17 protein-coding genes are annotated in these 16689 nt (G+C 47.5%); 9 read left to right on the top strand and 8 right to left on the bottom strand.

Annotation, left to right across the window (positions count from 1 at the left end):
- Positions 1 to 37 precede the first annotated feature (37 nt).
- Together rplU and rpmA are read left to right on the top strand one after the other, a co-directional pair.
- Positions 38 to 451, top strand: coding sequence for a 50S ribosomal protein L21 (gene rplU, locus OXH18_RS04630; protein ID WP_268611245.1), 414 nt, complete (start codon positions 38 to 40; stop codon positions 449 to 451).
- A gap of 64 nt (positions 452 to 515) precedes the next feature.
- Positions 516 to 782 (top strand): 50S ribosomal protein L27, encoded by a 267-nt coding sequence (rpmA, locus tag OXH18_RS04625; protein WP_268611244.1) that lies wholly within the window; start codon positions 516 to 518, stop codon positions 780 to 782.
- A 138-nt stretch (positions 783 to 920) separates the two neighbouring features.
- On the opposite strand, the gene OXH18_RS04620 is transcribed toward rpmA, so the two are convergent.
- The gene (locus tag OXH18_RS04620; protein ID WP_268611243.1) at positions 921 to 1913 is read right to left on the bottom strand and encodes an adenylate/guanylate cyclase domain-containing protein; all 993 of its coding nucleotides are present in this window, start codon (positions 1911 to 1913) and stop codon (positions 921 to 923) included.
- A gap of 297 nt (positions 1914 to 2210) precedes the next feature.
- Positions 2211 to 2846, bottom strand: coding sequence for a DUF3120 domain-containing protein (locus OXH18_RS04615; RefSeq protein WP_315874673.1), 636 nt, complete (start codon positions 2844 to 2846; stop codon positions 2211 to 2213).
- 403 nt (positions 2847 to 3249) lie between these two features.
- Between OXH18_RS04615 and OXH18_RS04610 the strand changes: the two genes are divergently transcribed.
- Entirely contained in the window at positions 3250 to 4068 is an 819-nt protein-coding gene (locus OXH18_RS04610; protein WP_268611241.1) for an undecaprenyl-diphosphate phosphatase, read from the top strand.
- A 48-nt stretch (positions 4069 to 4116) separates the two neighbouring features.
- Here OXH18_RS04610 and OXH18_RS04605 read toward each other — a convergent pair whose 3' ends face one another.
- Positions 4117 to 5019 (bottom strand): succinate--CoA ligase subunit alpha, encoded by a 903-nt coding sequence (locus OXH18_RS04605; RefSeq protein ID WP_315874672.1) that lies wholly within the window; start codon positions 5017 to 5019, stop codon positions 4117 to 4119.
- A 40-nt stretch (positions 5020 to 5059) separates the two neighbouring features.
- Entirely contained in the window at positions 5060 to 6208 is a 1149-nt protein-coding gene (locus tag OXH18_RS04600) for a succinate--CoA ligase subunit beta (RefSeq protein ID WP_268611239.1), read from the bottom strand.
- Positions 6209 to 6436: 228 nt separating this feature from the next.
- Here OXH18_RS04600 and ald point away from each other — a divergent pair, with 228 nt between their 5' ends.
- Positions 6437 to 7522 (top strand): alanine dehydrogenase, encoded by a 1086-nt coding sequence (gene ald / locus OXH18_RS04595; protein WP_268611238.1) that lies wholly within the window; start codon positions 6437 to 6439, stop codon positions 7520 to 7522.
- Positions 7523 to 7818: 296 nt separating this feature from the next.
- Positions 7819 to 8472, top strand: a complete 654-nt coding sequence (locus OXH18_RS04590; protein ID WP_390904376.1) for a glycoside hydrolase family 24 protein — start codon at positions 7819 to 7821, stop codon at positions 8470 to 8472.
- A 312-nt stretch (positions 8473 to 8784) separates the two neighbouring features.
- On the opposite strand, the gene OXH18_RS04585 is transcribed toward OXH18_RS04590, so the two are convergent.
- From OXH18_RS04585 to OXH18_RS04575, 3 genes are all read right to left on the bottom strand, one after another.
- Positions 8785 to 8973, bottom strand: a complete 189-nt coding sequence (locus OXH18_RS04585) for a hypothetical protein (RefSeq protein WP_268611236.1) — start codon at positions 8971 to 8973, stop codon at positions 8785 to 8787.
- Positions 8974 to 9170: 197 nt separating this feature from the next.
- A complete protein-coding gene (locus tag OXH18_RS04580) occupies positions 9171 to 9764 on the bottom strand; it encodes a DUF4126 domain-containing protein (protein ID WP_268611235.1) in 594 nt (197 codons plus the stop codon).
- Positions 9765 to 9788: 24 nt separating this feature from the next.
- Positions 9789 to 10400 (bottom strand): DUF4126 domain-containing protein, encoded by a 612-nt coding sequence (locus OXH18_RS04575; protein WP_268611234.1) that lies wholly within the window; start codon positions 10398 to 10400, stop codon positions 9789 to 9791.
- 378 nt (positions 10401 to 10778) lie between these two features.
- Here OXH18_RS04575 and hpsL point away from each other — a divergent pair, with 378 nt between their 5' ends.
- From hpsL to hpsO, 3 genes are read left to right on the top strand one after another with little or no spacing between them, the layout of a single operon-like run.
- Positions 10779 to 12443, top strand: coding sequence for a hormogonium polysaccharide biosynthesis protein HpsL (gene hpsL / locus OXH18_RS04570; RefSeq protein ID WP_268611233.1), 1665 nt, complete (start codon positions 10779 to 10781; stop codon positions 12441 to 12443).
- Positions 12444 to 12489: 46 nt separating this feature from the next.
- Entirely contained in the window at positions 12490 to 13485 is a 996-nt protein-coding gene (gene hpsN, locus OXH18_RS04565; RefSeq protein WP_268611232.1) for a hormogonium polysaccharide biosynthesis glycosyltransferase HpsN, read from the top strand.
- A 59-nt stretch (positions 13486 to 13544) separates the two neighbouring features.
- The gene (gene hpsO / locus OXH18_RS04560; RefSeq protein WP_268611231.1) at positions 13545 to 14732 is read left to right on the top strand and encodes a hormogonium polysaccharide biosynthesis glycosyltransferase HpsO; all 1188 of its coding nucleotides are present in this window, start codon (positions 13545 to 13547) and stop codon (positions 14730 to 14732) included.
- Positions 14733 to 14822: 90 nt separating this feature from the next.
- On the opposite strand, the gene OXH18_RS04555 is transcribed toward hpsO, so the two are convergent.
- Entirely contained in the window at positions 14823 to 15161 is a 339-nt protein-coding gene (locus tag OXH18_RS04555) for a PRC-barrel domain-containing protein (RefSeq protein WP_268611230.1), read from the bottom strand.
- 250 nt (positions 15162 to 15411) lie between these two features.
- Between OXH18_RS04555 and hpsP the strand changes: the two genes are divergently transcribed.
- Complete coding sequence (gene hpsP, locus OXH18_RS04550) at positions 15412 to 16578, top strand: hormogonium polysaccharide biosynthesis glycosyltransferase HpsP (protein ID WP_315874671.1); 1167 nt, start codon at positions 15412 to 15414, stop codon at positions 16576 to 16578.
- Positions 16579 to 16689 lie beyond the last annotated feature (111 nt).

The raw sequence follows: 16689 nt of genomic DNA, 5'->3' as shown, positions 1-16689 counted from the left end.
TGTCCAACTACCTGTACGGCGATCGAGGCATATTGATATGGCATACGCGATTATTGAAACGGGTGGCAAGCAGTTACGAGTTGAACCCGGTCGCTTTTATGATATAGAGCGATTGGCAGTTGAAGAAGAAGATGCTGTGACCATCGATCGGGTCTTATTCATTGACAACGATGGTGAGTCTCACGTGGGTCAACCCTTGATAGAGGGCGCAACCGTGGAAGCAACGGTATTAAGCCACTTGCGAGGACGTAAAATCATCGTCTATAAAATGCGTCCTAAGAAAAAGACCCGCAAGAAGCAAGGCCATCGGCAAGAACTCACTCGAGTGATGATTAACTCTATTTCTGTGAATGGTAATTTGATTGCTGCATCGACTGCATCCACAGACTCTTCTGCCCCTGCTACAGAGTCGGTAGCGCCAACAGCCGACGATGAAGCAACGGAAGAATAGAGATAAAATCTAAAGACTTAGTGGCTTGGTGGATAAATCAGCTTGACGGATAAAGGAGACGACAATGGCTCACAAGAAAGGCACGGGTAGCACTCGAAACGGACGGGACTCTAATGCTCAGCGTCTTGGCGTGAAGCGCTATGGCGGTGAGGTTGTAAAAGCAGGCAATATCTTGGTGCGGCAACGCGGTACAAAAATTCATCCAGGTAACAATGTTGGACGCGGCAGTGATGATACCCTATTTGCCCTCATTGATGGCGTTGTCACATTTGAGCGCAAAGGCAAAGGTCGTAAGAAAGTCAGTGTCTATACAGTGGCTGAGACGGCTTAGTTGCTTCTGCCTGTTATCTTAATTGCTCAATTTGCTCAGTAGGGGACAATCTTGAACTGTCCTCTATTTTTTATCTTTTTATTTTCTTGTCTTTGTTGAGTTTCCCTACGTAGTCAAGTGAATCATGATTGGTAGAACTTAACCTTCACTTTCTTTGACCAATGTCAGAAATCCTTCCAAATCGTCAAACGTGCCTGCATAAGTGATTGTAGGAGTATCGTATCCCTTTAAACTCACTGTTTGCTGTTGAAACAAGCGATCGTCTATTCCAGACTTTGTCAAATATTCGTAGGTCGTTTCTCCTAGCGCGACATCCATCCCAATTTGCTTGGTGCAAGACTCTAAACGAAAAGCCGCATTCACCGTATCCCCCAATGCCGTATAGTCAGGGCGATCGCCCGTGCCCGTATTACCGACCATGGCATATCCCGTATTTAATCCGGCTCCAATCTGTAGGGGAAAAGGCAACGGATAGCGTTCATGTAAGCGACTTGTCATCTTTTGGAGAGCATTAAGCGCACGCATAATACAAATCATTTCTTTAGGACTTACCCCCTGTGCTCCATGAATCCAAACGGCCATGACCGCATCGCCAATGTATTTATCAACCCAACTGCCATACTCGCGGATGATGTCACCAGCGCAGCGAAACCAAGTCCCAATCACTTCAGACAGAATTTTTTCATCGATTTGGCGCGTCATTCCCGTAAAGTTACGAATATCTACCACCAAGACTGAAATTAATCGGCGTACATGCAGCGTAGCAGTAGCAGTAAATTCTTGTGAATCGCTGCTGAGATTGTCTGGCACCTGCTCGACATTGGGAGCAAAAAACTCTAGCTCTGTTTGTCCAAATGTCAATTGATCGCCGTTTTGGAGGGTCACAGGCACACTCACTCGACGACCATTTACGAAGGAACCATTTCGACTACCCAGATCAATGAGGTAATATTCTCCAGTCTCCATGCGTTGCAGCATCGCGTGGTTTCGGGAGATCCAGCGATCGGGTAAAACAAAATTGTTATCATCTCCTCGGCCAACAGTCCAGCAATTGCCGCCAATCAGAGAAAGATAACGACTACCCGACTCAGTTCTCAGTATCAATTGAGGAGTGGATTGTGCAGTCACCACAGGCTAAGCAACCATAGATGTTTCCTGATTATCATGCACCCAACGCACCCAATGTGAGCGGACGCAGGTTCGTAACCACAGAATTATAGAAAGCTTCTGCTCGACCTGAACTCCGCGTGAACCATTAACTTTTCCTAAAATTAGCTTAGCAACTCAGCCCAACTAATTGATACAGCAACAACCTCAGAGAGGATGGCTAGGGTGGAGTGGAATGGTTCTTGTCATGCGTCTGGGTTGACCTTGATCATATCCTCAGTTGCCCTGAAACTGCTACGAAGGACGAAGGACATTCTGCATCTAGGACAGTTTGGCAGCCAACCAAAATAATCCATCCACTAACACCGTACTGAGAACAGCACCACTAAACGCCCACCCGTGCACATGGGAAGACCGCAGCGGCCAACAGCCAGTTACCAACAGCAGCAGAGCTAGGCTAATTGCGCAGCTAATGCCCCACGGCGTCTCTACGCGAGTCAGGGCACTCTGGAAAATCGGTTGCACCAAGCTGGGATCGGTAAGCATGATTTGCCGCCAATGCGGAATTAAATCTACTAAGTAAAAATACAAGTCGGTTACAGCTGTACCGAACAGCGATCCTAGATAAAACCAATTACCGATCTTGTCCAATCCTCGGCTGAGACTGAACATCGCGAACGGCAGCCCGATCGCCTCGATGGGCAGGTGCCAAAATGGTTCCCAACGCAGCCATCCCCAATAAATTGAACCCGCCAACCATGTCCAACTGAACCCCAACAGTAAATCGCCCCACAGATGGGTTGCGTGCCGCGATCGCAACGATTGACTCAGCCACAGCCATCCGGTGGTTAAACCAAGGCTCAACCAGGGAAACGATCGCACTAACGCGGCCTGAGCAACGACCGGAACAGAGACTAAAAAGGCAGCGACCAGGAAAAACAGCCAGTGAAGCCGCATCCAACCCCAGATTGCTGGTACGGTAGGCAAGTCTTCAAGCGGTGCACCCAACGGCTCGGAATAAACTTCTTTTGGAAAAGGCGTTAAGGAAGACAACGGTTTTCTAAGAATTTACTTCAATTTTTTTAACATAGCATAGATAAATGCCCTAGGGGGGCATTTCTGATCAGCTATTGTGCGATCGGAAAGTGGCTGTAGGCAAGGAAATATAATTCAGACAGAGAAATCTGGCCATAGTCAACCAACTATAAAAGTTTTCTAAAGAGCGGCTCAAAGATTGGGCGGTATTTCGACTGACCTCCTAAGCTGTAGGTTGAACTTTTACTGTAGAGAACGGTTAGTAACAGGTCGTCAGCTAGTATTGACAGCTAGCTGTTAGTGTCCAAAGCAATTAGGTGTTGACGTGACTATCATTCAAGACTTATTCCGGGCCATCGTGCTGGGCATTGTCCAGGGAATTACCGAGTTTTTGCCGATCAGCAGTACGGCGCATCTGCTGGTTTTCACAAAAGCCTTCGGTTGGACGGATTTAGTAGGACAAAAATATTTTGTCGATGCCATTCAGTTTGGTAGTGTTGTTGCTGTGCTGATGTATTTCTGGTCTGACATCAGGCAACTGTTGAGCGGTGGTTGGACGGCGTTACGTCAACAAGATTGGAAACGGGAAGAATGGAAAATCTTGGTAGGGATTGCGGTTGGCACGCTTCCGGCGTTAGTCGTTGGTTTTTTGGTGAGGGACGTGCTGCCCGAAAGTACCTTGGTTATTGCCACCATGTCTCTGGTGATGTCTCTGTTGTTAGCAGTGGCTGAACTGATTGGAACGCGCACGCGAAAATTTGATGCGTTGACCATTCGGGATGGGTTTTTGGTGGGCTTGGGGCAAATGATTGCCTTGCTACCGGGTGCATCACGATCGGGATCAACCTTAACCACTGCCTTATTTTTGGGCTTAGAACGTCAAACGGCAGCCCGCTTCTCATTTTTGCTGGGTATTCCTACGTTGACGATTGCGACGCTTTATCAATCTACCAAGGCCATGGGAAATGCAGACAATTTAATTGTGCTGTTGGTTGGCATTGTTTCCACGTTTATTTTTTCCTATCTGTCGATCGCATGGCTATTACGCTATTTACAGCGGCATAGCAACTGGATTTTTGTCTGGTATCGCTTGGGGTTAGCGGCTGTACTGTTTAGCGCCTTGGCGTTGCGTCAGTTGCAGTAGCTGTGGCTGTGGGCACGCCCCAATAGATAGCATTCATTCAGCCTGCATTTAGCCTTTATTGATTTTGTTGCTCACCTTTTTTATCCAATCTGGCACTTGCGAAGGACGGTTAACCACAGGAATTTTAGCTTGCTTAAATGCCGCCAATTTGCTTTCGGCGGTGCCAATGTCGGTGCCCATATCGGCAATCAAGGAGGCAATAATCGCTCCAGCATGCCCCATGGATTGGCCTTTGGGGGCGGTTCGGCCAGCTAAGTAGGCGACTACTGGTTTGTCAATTACTTCTGACACATATTGAGCCGCCATTTCTTCACTGTCACCGCCAATTTCCCCGATTAACACAATGACTTCTGTACGATCGTCTTCTTCTAAAATTTGCAACCATTGCTGAAACGACGATCCTACAATCCGATCGCTGCCAATGCCAATCACCATCGATTGCCCCAGCCCCGCTTGCGTAAGTTCCCAAGCAATTTCATAGGTTAAGGTGCTGCTGCGGCTGACAATGCCTACTGAGCCGGGTTGATAGAACAAGGGGGGATGAATACCCAGCAACAATTGACCTGGAATAATTAGTCCAGGGGCATTGGGGCCAATGACCAATGTCTCGGTGGCTTCGGCCTGTCGCAGCAGATGCACCATGTCGAGGGGAGGCACTCCTTCGGTGATAATAACCAGTTGCCGAATTCCTGCGGTTATTGCCTCCAACGCAGCATCCAAAACCGCGTAAGGCGGAACGAACAAAACAGTAATGTCGATTGTGCCAACTTGGGCTATGGCTTGCTCTACCATGTCATAGACTGCAATGCCTTGGATGATTTGTCCGCCTTGTCCCGGATCTACCCCTGCCACAATTCGGGTGCCATACTTCTGCATCCGAGGTGCATAGATCCGTCCCAAAGGGTCGGTGATACCCTGAATCAGCACGTTGCTGTTGGAGGAAAAATTCATCATGGCAGAGTTAGGCGTGTTGTAGAAGATTGAATCACCATCAAATCGTTAGTTTAATGGCATAGGCAATGGCATCATCTAGGCGATCGAAAACAGGCACATGCAGCGAAGATAGGTGTGCTTGGGCTAAGGCAAAATCGTCACCGACCAACCGCACTACCAACTGCGGGGAAGCCACCAAAGAACCATTGGCAAACACCCGAGTGTTCCAACTGTCGGCGATCGCATTGGCAACTTCCAAGCAAGAAAAGGTACTGCCAATTAAATTGATCAAGATCACAGTCACTTCAGGAACCTGTTGAATCCAATCGAGTCCGTGTTGCAGGCTTTCTTGCAACGACAGCCTCGACCCGCTTTGCCGATACTCTCCTCCTACATCAACAAACCCAGCCGGTTTGCCCTTGGCTTGATGAATTAAATCTAGGGTAGCCATGGCTAAACCCGCCCCATTACATAACACTCCAATATTGCCCTCTAGTTCTACTCGATTCAGCCCTCCACTGGGTGTTTGCAGGGAGGACTGGCTTAACAAGCTAGGAAATAATTGCCCCAACCCGGTATGTCGCCCCAACGCGGCATCGTTGATGGTGACTTTACCATCGAGGGCCATTAAGTCACCCGTGACATTGATTCCCAGTGGGTTAATCTCGATAAGATCGAGATCGTAGTGAATAAATAGCGTGTACATTTTCTCAACAATAGCGCTGACCGACTGAATCAGAGTCCCCTCTACCCCCATCTTGAGTGCCAATCGCCGCGCATAAAATGGAGAAAATTCGCGCTCTACAATTACCTGTTGCATTTGATCTAGGTGAGCCTCGACATCCTCGCCGCCATACTGAGAACCAAGTAGTACTGGGCGTCGGCTAGAGCTATCTAGAACAACAGCCAGGTAAAACTCGTGTTCGGCATCATATTTAGCTTCAGCTAGCAATAGCTCTGGGTAATTGCCCTGGATCGGTAGGTGAAAAATCGTCTGGGCAACAGCCATGGCGTCAATCGTATTTTCCACAAAGCGAATGCCGCCTGCTTTTCCGCGCCTACTGGTGTGTACTTGCGATTTCAGCGCGATCGGATACGGAACTGTGAGACTGCGTAAATCTCTGGGTTGATAAATACGCTGAGATGGAAGAACCGGAATTCCCATCTGGCGAAATAGTTCTTTGGCTTGGTACTCTAGCAGTTCCATAGTGAGTTCGATCGCTTAATCTAATGAGACAACCAGAATAGGGGATAGACCTGGAAAAAACATCCGGGAATTCTTTTGAGATTAACGGGTGAACTACTGCGGAGTTGCAACAAAAGTTGCAGTGCTCTCGAAAAGATGAACTCACTACCACCTAATTGAATTCGTCGAATTAAGCTAGAGGTAGAGCCAGGGTTTGTTCATTGTTTGATCTGGCAAGTAGAGGAAGTAATGGAAATTGGTGTGCCAAAGGAGACAAAGGATCAAGAGTTTCGGGTTGGGTTAAGCCCCAGCAGTGTGCGAGGATTGTGCGACAGTGGGCACATGGTGTTTGTGGAGACCGACGCTGGACTGGGGGCCGGGTTTACCAATGAGGACTATCTTCAAGCAGGTGCCAAGATTGTAGCCGAGGCAAAAGATGCTTGGAATCGCGACATGGTAGTCAAGGTGAAGGAACCTCTGCCGCCCGAATTTCCCTTGATTCAAAAAGGACAAATTTTATTTACTTACCTGCATTTAGCTGCCGCACGCCCCTTAACAGAACATCTGATTCAGGCGGGAGTAACGGCGATCGCCTACGAAACAGTAGAATTACCAAACCATAGCCTGCCACTGTTGACCCCAATGAGTATTATTGCTGGCCGGCTCTCAGTACAGTTTGGGGCACGGTATTTAGAACGGCAACAAGGAGGACGTGGGGTTCTGTTGGGCGGGGTTCCAGGGGTCAGTCCTGGGCGCGTTGTCATCTTGGGCGGTGGTGTGGTGGGAACAGAAGCAGCTAAGATGGCGGTGGGGTTGGGCGCACAGGTGCAAATTCTAGACATTAATTTGGAGCGTCTTGCTTACTTAGAGACCTTGTTTGGTTCGCGGGTAGAACTGTTATATAGCAATGCCGCTCAAATAGAGCGAGTCGTTCCTGACGCCGATCTCCTGATTGGTGCAGTTCTTGTGCCGGGTCGTAAAGCTCCTACACTGGTGTCTCGCGAGTTTGTGGCAAAAATGCGATCGGGTTCTGTCATTGTAGACGTGGCCGTTGATCAAGGAGGCTGCATTGAAACGCTGCATCCTACATCTCATACGCATCCTACCTATGTCGAGGCAGGTGTTGTCCACTATGGTGTTCCTAATATGCCGGGGGCTGTGCCTTGGACGGCTACACAAGCTTTAAACAACAGCACCTTTCCCTATGTGCTCAAATTAGCAAACCAAGGTCTCAAAGCATTAGATGCTGATCCATCGCTGGCCAAAGGATTAAACGTTGCAGACCACAAGCTGGTTCATCCGGCCGTGCGAGAAGTATTTGCTGATTTGGTCTAGAGTTGAGCTAACGGGAGGCATTGATTCGGCTGCGCTCAACCGCACAAGACTATTGATGTAGTGAACGCGGTCGAACCCTGTCTCTTGCTTCAACTGGGGGCGTTCTGTTCTAGGTTGCTAGCTTGGCGAATCCGCGATCGATTCAACGACTTTAAGCTTAATTTCTCTAGGCGCACTATTATGAATGAGAGAAAATCGCATGGGTCAGCTTGATCGATGCTCTTGCCGTTGTTCTGATTAGCTGCGCTGTGACTCCTAACATTAATGAATCTCGCACAACCGATCGAACTGAGCGAATGACCCGCAATTCTTCACAATTTTGGTGGAGTATCACGATCGCCGTCTTAGTTTGGGCGACGATCAGTTGGTTTCAAGAGGGGCGATTTCGTTTCAAACCCTTTGTCGATCCTGTGTGGAATCAAACTCCTGCCCCCCTGGTGATGAAGGGAGGTGATCCTTATATTCGGGCATTGATGCGAACCATTTCGGCGAGCGAGTCCAATAGCACCCGTCCCTATTCTCTACTCTACGGCGGTGAACACATTTATGATTTGAGTCGCCATCCAGATAAGTGCGTCACGATCGTGGCAGGCCCCAATCGGGGAGACTGTACTACGGCGGCTGGTCGCTATCAAATGCTGACAACAACCTGGATGCGGCAAGCCCAGCTTTATCACCCCAATAGTCCAATGTTTTTCTTTTGGCAAGATTACAGCTTTGAGCCGCAGTATCAAGATGAAGTGGTTTATCGTTGGCTGAGCGATCCGTCTGCGTGGGGAGCCGATCTATCTCAATTGTTACAAGCAGGTCGATTAGATGAAGTGCTGTATATTCTTTCCCCCACTTGGACAAGCTTAGGCTATGGCATTGAAACCAATGATATGACCAGCTATCTTCCCGAAATTTATGAGGAGATGCTCCAGGAGGAACTGCGATCGGCAAATCAATAGGAACTGAATCTGACGTAAGCCGACGGTTGAACCCATTTATGATTTATGACAGAAAACGATCGCCTCAATGAAGAAGCGATCGATCAAGAGGTCGGTTTGCGAAGGAAAACTTGAACGTTGAGAGTCCGATGCTCTTACAGAGGGGACGTGACACGGTTGCCAGTCTCACCCTTATTCCCCCATCCTTGCTCCCAAGCGGGGAGAAGGAGAGCCAGATTGAAGTTCCTCGTTCTATGGAAGAAGCATTGAGGGTAAGGGCGACACCCTTGACAGGTTTTCCTCATAGATACATCTGCTCTCAAGCAAGCGCGGCTATTTCGTGACAGGTGTAGCACAGCGCTCATCGATGACTTTAATGACAGATTGAATCCGCTGAATTAATTCGGCGTTAGAACCTTGATGGTGGAAGAGTTGACGAGTTTGATCCAAAATAGAGCCGGAAAGTTCGGGGGAATCGGCTGAGGAAGATTGACTGGAGAACAGGTGCAATTGTTGTGACATGATACTTTGGGGTAGTTAGAGGTGATTGACGTAGTACAATCGAACCTAGAACTAATGTACTATAGATTCCAAAGAAGTCAAGCCCTTTTTCGACTCAGTTTAGAGATTGTTATATTTGTTCGCGATGGTTGGCAATTGCTGTTTGAGTGAGGTGAAACAAAAAGGATCGAAGCATGAGATGGTTGATTTGTGGGTAATTATTCCAGTGAGTGGTTATTCCTGGCTTTAGAGAGCGATCGGCGTCTGAAGAATATCCAAAGCTTTTGGGCTGCGAAAACCAATACGCCGATCACAATCACGCCTGTAAACAGCGGTAGGGCAATTGCCATGATTGACAGCAACGTTGAGGTAATCAGTTCCATGGTGGCCAGCAAAGGGTTGGCCACTCCCCCAGTAGACAGGGAAGATGTCAGCCGCGTTATATCTGTTAAGCCCTGAATAATACTCGCTGCTCCGCCACCAGCCACGATCGCCAACGTCCACTGAAGCATGGGACTCATCTCGGTAATAGTAGAGGCGGTGGTCAAGGTTCCAGCAACAACCGCAGTGGGAGTGGCAATTACGTCAAGAATTTCATCCAACCAAGGAATATAATAGCCTCCTACTTCCAAGACTGTCGCGATCGCAAACATCAGCAGAGCGGCGGGGCTACCAATCCAGGCAAAACCTGAATCGAGGGTAAGGTGTCCACTGAGTGCGGCAATACTCATCACCAAAAATGGCACAAATATTCTGAAGCCGCAGGCGGCACTTAAACTAATTCCAAGCAGTAAACTGAGTAGGGTTTCCAAAATATAGACTCCTCTTCTGTTCTCCTATGCAACCACATCTGGAGAGGTTGGAGGAGCTTCTCGACGAAAGAATTTGCGAATTCGCTGTACAGCAATCACAAATCCAGTTACTAGTAAAACGCTTGTCAGTACTGGAACGGTAATCGCTAATACGGTCAAGAGAATCGCCAAAGCTAATTCGATCGTAGCAATTATTGGATTAGACAACCCTGCAAACACAGCCGTTGCAATCACGCGAATAACAGCCGTGGTTCCTTTGGTTAATCCAGCCGTGCCACCTCCTGCAATAATAGCGACTGTCCACTGTAAGAAGGGATTTAAATCCGAAGCCAGAGACGCGGTAATCAGGGTTCCGGCAATAATCGCCGCAGGTGTGGCGATCGTATCTAACAAAACATCTAAAAACGGGACGTAGTATCCCACAATTTCTACCAAACTAGCTATGGCAAACACAATTAGGGCTTGATCGGTCTCGATCCAATCAAAATCAGCTGGCAAGTCGAAATGTCCCAAAACCGCAGCCGCACTCATCACCAGCAACGGCACAAATACTCGAAAACCAGCCGCCGCACTCAGTCCAATTCCAAGTAGGAGGTCGAGTAGGGTTTCCCAATTCATAGTTGTTGTAATGTCCATGTTCTTTTCTCCACGTTGAAAAAAGGTTTACATACCCGATCGCTAATAATCATCAACAGTTAGGGGTTTAATAAAACCTTGAAAACCCTTGAGAAATCGGCCAGTATTATCGCTAAATACTATGTAGTGTAGTAGGCAAGCAGCGGTTTTATTGGTTAAGCCACGAACACTCTTGACTCACTATTTCGAGCCACCAACCAAGTTCTCAACGTTACCACAGCGGTTTTCATATAGGTGGAACCGAGCCAAAATAGCTTCCGATTCCTTCTGCATCTTGCAACAAATCTGCGGCTGTCTGTTAAGTCTTAACAGCGATGGGGAATAACTAGAAGTGGAAAGACTGGTGTGAACTTCCAGTCATTATCTGCCATCAACAGGATGCTGCTAAACACAAGATCTCGATCGGAGCAGCTAGCGACTGAATCGACCGTTCCATCCAGCCCAGAGTCATCGCTGAGCTTGAAGGAGCGCATGACCCAAAAACGCAAAGCCGATCGCCTTCGAAAGGAGATGATTCGCTTTACTACGGCCGTGGTATTCATTGCGGTATTTGTGGGATTCTTGCTAGGATTCATCGGTGGCATTAAAGCAGCCGCAGCAGGTGGGATTGGCATTTTGGTGCTAGCACTTTCCTTCAAGTATCCCCGCTATGCTATGTGGGGCTTTTTTCTCTATGTTCCCTTTGGTGGCACAATTACCTACGCGATTGGCAACAGTCCCCTATTGCAACTCGCAAAAGATGGGTTTTATCTACCTGCTTTGATTGGGTTAGCGCAACGGTGCCAACGCGAGCGATTACCGATTCTTATCCCTAAGCAACTAACTACACCCTTGGTTTTCTTATTAACCTCCTGTAGTTTCACCATTTTGTTCGTGAATGGATTCCAGCAGTTTTTTGGAACACCGGGTGAACAGCCAATCGCAATGGGGATTTTGGGATTAAAAGTGTTGATTGGCTATGCTCCTCTGATTATTTGTTCCTACTATCTCATTCGCAATCAAAAAGATTTATTGTTTCTAGTTCGATTAACATCGGTTTTATTTCTAGTTGCTTGTGGATTAGCATTCGTTCAGTATCTAATGCTACTGACAGGAGTTTGTCCGGGAACTCGGTTTGAATCTGGTAGTGATCTATTCAAGGCATCTTTGCAGGCTCGATGTTTTGTGGGTGGAGCGCTGCTGTACAGTCCGCAGCAAGGAGTAATTCGTCTACCTGGTACGTTTGTGGCTCCGTGGCAATGGGGATGGTTTCTCATTTCAGGGGCTTTTCTCACCTTCGCTTCTGCCTTCAGTGATCCTAAACCACTGTGGCGTCTGATGGGCTTGCTGTCTCTAGGAGCCGTTTTTGTTTTAGCTGTGATTTCGGGGCAGCGCATTGCTCTAGCGTTGGTTCCGTCGATCGCTGCGCTGTTGTTGGTATTTACTGGACAAGTTACCAACCTCAAACGCTTTATTCCGATCGTGGTAGGGTTAGGCATAATTCTCAGTGCGGCTGCTCTAAAAAATCCGGAGACGGTGCAAGAGCGCATTGATAGTTTTATCAGCCGTTGGAATGCATCACCACCCTATCAATTTATCTTTGGTCAGTTTGGCTGGGCTATGCAGGGATACAACATTTTAGGGCATGGGGTTGGACGTGCAACGAACTCTGCGCGGGCTTTAGGACGAACTGAATTGGTAGAAACCTACTACCCCAAGCTGCTATATGAAATTGGTCCTATTGGTGTATTAGCGTTTCTGAGCGTTGTTACGGTTCTGACCCATGTGACATTTAAAACCTATCGATCGTTGCGCGATCGTAATCTTCGTAGCTACGGAGCATCGCTGTGGCTATTTGTGCTGTTTATTAGTTACAACACCTATTACTATCCACTTGATGTTGATCCGGTCGCCGTATATTACTGGTTTTTTGCAGGCGTAATTTTGAAATTACCAGAAATAGAACGATTAGCTAAACTAGAGCCACAAGTCGAGGAAAAATCCAAAAGTAAAGGAAAATTCAATAAGAAGAAAAGAAAACAGAAAAGAAAGAAGAAACGATAGTGTAAACAAATTAACTATTCAGCTACTCATTCAAAATCAACCTATCATGGTAATCTTTGTTTCAATTATTATTCCAACATACGGTCGTGATGAAGTGCTACGGGATACGATCGCGAATGTGCTTCAGCAAGACTATTATCCCTATGAAGTGCTGGTGATTGATCAAACAATTACCCATGAACCTGCCACTCAACGCTATCTCGATCAGCTAGAGAGAGAAGAACGCATCCGTCTGTTTCGAGTCAGTTGGGCTAGTTTACCAGGTGCTCGCAACTATGGAGTGCGGCGGGCAAAGGGAGATGTGGTGCTGTTTTTAGATGACGATGTGCAATTACCACCTGGGTTTCTCAGTGCTCATGCCCGAAACTACATCGATCGTCCTGACATAGGTGCCGTAGCTGGGCGGGTGTTCGATCGCATGAAACTAGCCGATGCCATTCCTGGGCTACAAATTGATTATTTACCACCAGAGGCTATGAACCCTGGAATTGCTTGGTATCACATTGACTTGGTACATACAACCAAACCCCAGCAAGTGTTAACAGCGCGTGGCTGCAATATGTCATTCCGGCGAGAGATTTTTGAGCAGCATGGCATTTGGTTTGACGAGCGGTTTTGCGGCAGTGCAGTGCGTGAAGAATCTGACTTTTGTTTGCGACTGCGACGAACGGGTTTGAAAATTTGGTACGACCCAGATGCGAACTTAATTCACCTCGGCGAAGAAACCGGAGGCTGTCACGACATCAGCACTCGATCGCTTCAGTATCAAGTGACGTTCTATCACAATCATTTTTTGATGGCGTTGAAAAACCTTACTCCCTTTCAACTGGCTCGTCTTTGCGCCAAACTATTTGACTGTCATGTGTTGGGACATCCTCCATGCTATAAAAGTGGTTCTCCCATCAAAATCTTGACTCGCGCCCTGTTCTACACGATCGGATTTTTTGCAGCCCTGAACACGTTAATTCGATCGATATGGAATGATGGTCAGCAATATACACAGTTGGACAGACTCATATCATCCCAAACATCCCATCGTTAATTCTATAAGTTATCTTTGCGTTTTACTCGGCTCTATTTTGAGTTTATAAAAGTATTACCATGAAAATTCTCATTGCCAGTCATACTTATATTGTCGATCTAAATTGCGAAAAGTATCGGGCGATGACAACCTTAGGGTCTGATATTGAAGTCACGATTGTCGTTCCCAAATACTGGCAACCTGGTGGCGTGCAAAAGGATGCAATCGAATCGCACGGTTGGCAAGATGGATCGTTGCGCGTTGTTCCAGTGACCAACTTTAGCTATAACAACCAAGGATTGCTTGCGTTTGGAACTGAGCTTTTCCCCCTATTGCGTCAATTTCGTCCACAGATTATTCAAGTTGAACAAGGCTCAAAATCGCTGGGCTATGCAGAACTAATTACGTTCAATCGATTACTGGGACTCAAGGCCAAAAATATCTTCTTCACTTGGTGGAATTTGCCCTACACACTACAATTTCCAGTTTCTCTATTAGAGACGTACAACTTGCGTCAAACCCATGGCATTATTACAGGCAACCAAGATGGATCAGATATATTGCGTCAGCGTGGCTATGGCGGGCCAATTCAAGTTCTGCCGCAGTTGGGAGTCGATGAGCGTTGCTTTCGTCCACAATCACAGCCAGAACTAGCCGCTCAGCTTGGCATTCAACCCCATGATTTTGTCATCGGATTTGTAGGGCGATTTGTAGAAGAAAAAGGGTTACTAACGCTTTGTGATGCTTTGGGTGAGTTGCAACACCACAGCGATCGCCCTTGGAAGTGGCTGCTATTGGGACGTGGACCCTTAAAAGACGCCTTGGTGGAAAAAGCGACGGCATTGGGCATCTCCGATCGCTTAATTTGGATAGAAAGTGTACCCCATGACACCGTACCCAACTACATCAATTTAATGAGCACATTGGTATTGCCTTCTCAAACAACCTATCAATTTAAGACACTCACCTCTGTTGGCTGGAAGGAACAATTTGGACACGTGCTAATTGAAGCGATGGCCTGCCAAGTACCGGTCATTGGCTCAGATTCGGGGGAAATTCCCCATGTGATTACCGATACCGGATTGGTCTTCCCCGAAGGGCAAGTGACGGCTCTCCGAGATTCCCTCCTAACGCTCATGCATCAACCGGAACTGGCGATCGAGCTTTCAAAGCGAGGATATCAACGTGCGATGAAATACTACACCAATCGAGCGATTGCTCAGCAGCAGTTTACTTTCTATCAAGAGTTGCTGAAACACGATGATTAATGTTCATAAAGCTAAAATCCTACCTCAAACGTTTAGGTTTCAGGTAGGAATTCTAAATAGAAACTGTTTTGAACTGCTAGGAACAGCTAGTTAAAGCAGAACGCTTTCATTAAACGCCGGTAACATCTCCGCTTGTTCCTTGGTCATTCCAGCAGCATATACCCGATCGCTCTTAGCATCAAACCGAGCTTGTTCAGCGGGTAGTAGCACTTGGCGACCTGTCGGTGCCGCTCCTAGATCGACTACAAAGTATTGAATACTACCTTGCTGATCAACCAATACATCCTTAACAGTACCAATTCGTTCGCGCGTGTCATCCGTCAGCATTCCTGCTGTCAAATCTGATACCACGGGTAGCCCCTTAATCTCACGGCCAGAAAAACTATCGCGATAATTTGGGTTAATGTCTTCAATTCTGCGATAATTCATAACTTTTCTCCTTTATAGATTTACTAGAACTGTAAAGATTCCTCTAGCGCTGTGCATCTTCCCGTAGACAGGTCGGATGTAAGCTGTATTACGTCATTGGGCTGACTGTTGTCGTTGCCTCTGTCTGTGGGAAGAATAATGCTTGACCAAGCAAGCGTTTACTAAATTTGTTATTCCTACTGACTACCGATCAAAAGTCTTAAATTAAACGTCCTAAATTTATTCACACTAAAGTTAATTCTTCATGTCTTTGAAAATTCTTCAAATTGTTCCCTCAATCGCGCTTGTCTATGGTGGTCCTAGCCAGATGGTATTGGGATTATCTCAAGGCTTAGCAGCTTGGGGCGAAGATGTAACCGTCCTAACCACCGATGCCAACGGTGATGCTGGCCAACCCCCCTTGACGGTGCCGCTCGATCGTCCCGTTGAACAGGACGGATATCACATTCGCTATTTTCGCTGTGCTCCTTTTCATCGCTACAAATTCTCGATCGATCTATTGCAGTGGCTAGCAATCCATGCTCAGGAGTTTGATATTGCCCACATTCACGCCCTGTTTTCTCCAGTTAGTACCTTGTCAGCTACCGTGGCCCGGTTGCAACACCTGCCTTACATCCTGCGACCCCTAGGTACTCTCGATCCAGCCGATTTACAAAAAAAACGCCGAGGTAAACAGCTTTATGCGGCGTTGTTTGAACGTGCTAATCTGGCTCATGCTGCTGCTGTTCATTTTACCAGCGAGCAAGAGGCCAAGATTTCTGAACGATTTGGGGTTATCACTCGCGACTTGGTGATTCCACTGGGGGTTTCACCGTTTCAACCGGAACCTGCCTGGGCACTTTCATCACCATCAGAAACACCAACGATCTTGTTTATGTCGCGCCTTGACCCCAAAAAAGGATTGGACTTGTTACTGCCAGCTTTGGAAGATCTTTTACAGTCTGGGCTGAAGTTTCGCTTCGTTCTGGCAGGCGCTAACCCTCAAGATCCCGCCTATGAGCAGCGCATTCGCGATCGTATTCAAACCTCTCCGCTTGCTCACTGCACGAGAATGCCCGGATTTGTCACAGGGGACGCCAAAGCTGCGCTATTACAAGCCGCCGATGTGTTTGTGTTGCCGTCCTACTACGAGAACTTTGGAATTGCAGTGGCAGAAGCAATGGCGGCGGGAGTTCCGGTAGTAATTTCTGATCAGGTGCATATCTGGTCTGCGATCGAGCAAGCCCAAGCGGGATGGATTAGCCCGTGCCAAATTCCAGCCCTCGCTCATCAACTGCGTCTGGCCTTGCAAGATGTCCATGAGCGCCGACGGCGGGGTGAAAATGCCAAAGCTTATGCGACTCAGCACTACAGTTGGCAGGCGATCGCTTACCAAACGATCGAAGCGTATCATCACCTCCTCTGCCATTCATCATAAAGGTAGTGCACTACATGTCTGTGCGATCGTTCTGCTTTATTGACTAGGCGGGCAAGATGCCTACTTTACATCGGTTTGCTCAAGAAACCTGACTCAGGAAATTGTGCGAGA

This window comes from Thermocoleostomius sinensis A174 (assembly GCF_026802175.1).
Lineage (GTDB): Bacteria > Cyanobacteriota > Cyanobacteriia > Elainellales > Elainellaceae > Thermocoleostomius > Thermocoleostomius sinensis.
This window is presented reverse-complemented; position numbering and strand designations above follow the sequence as displayed.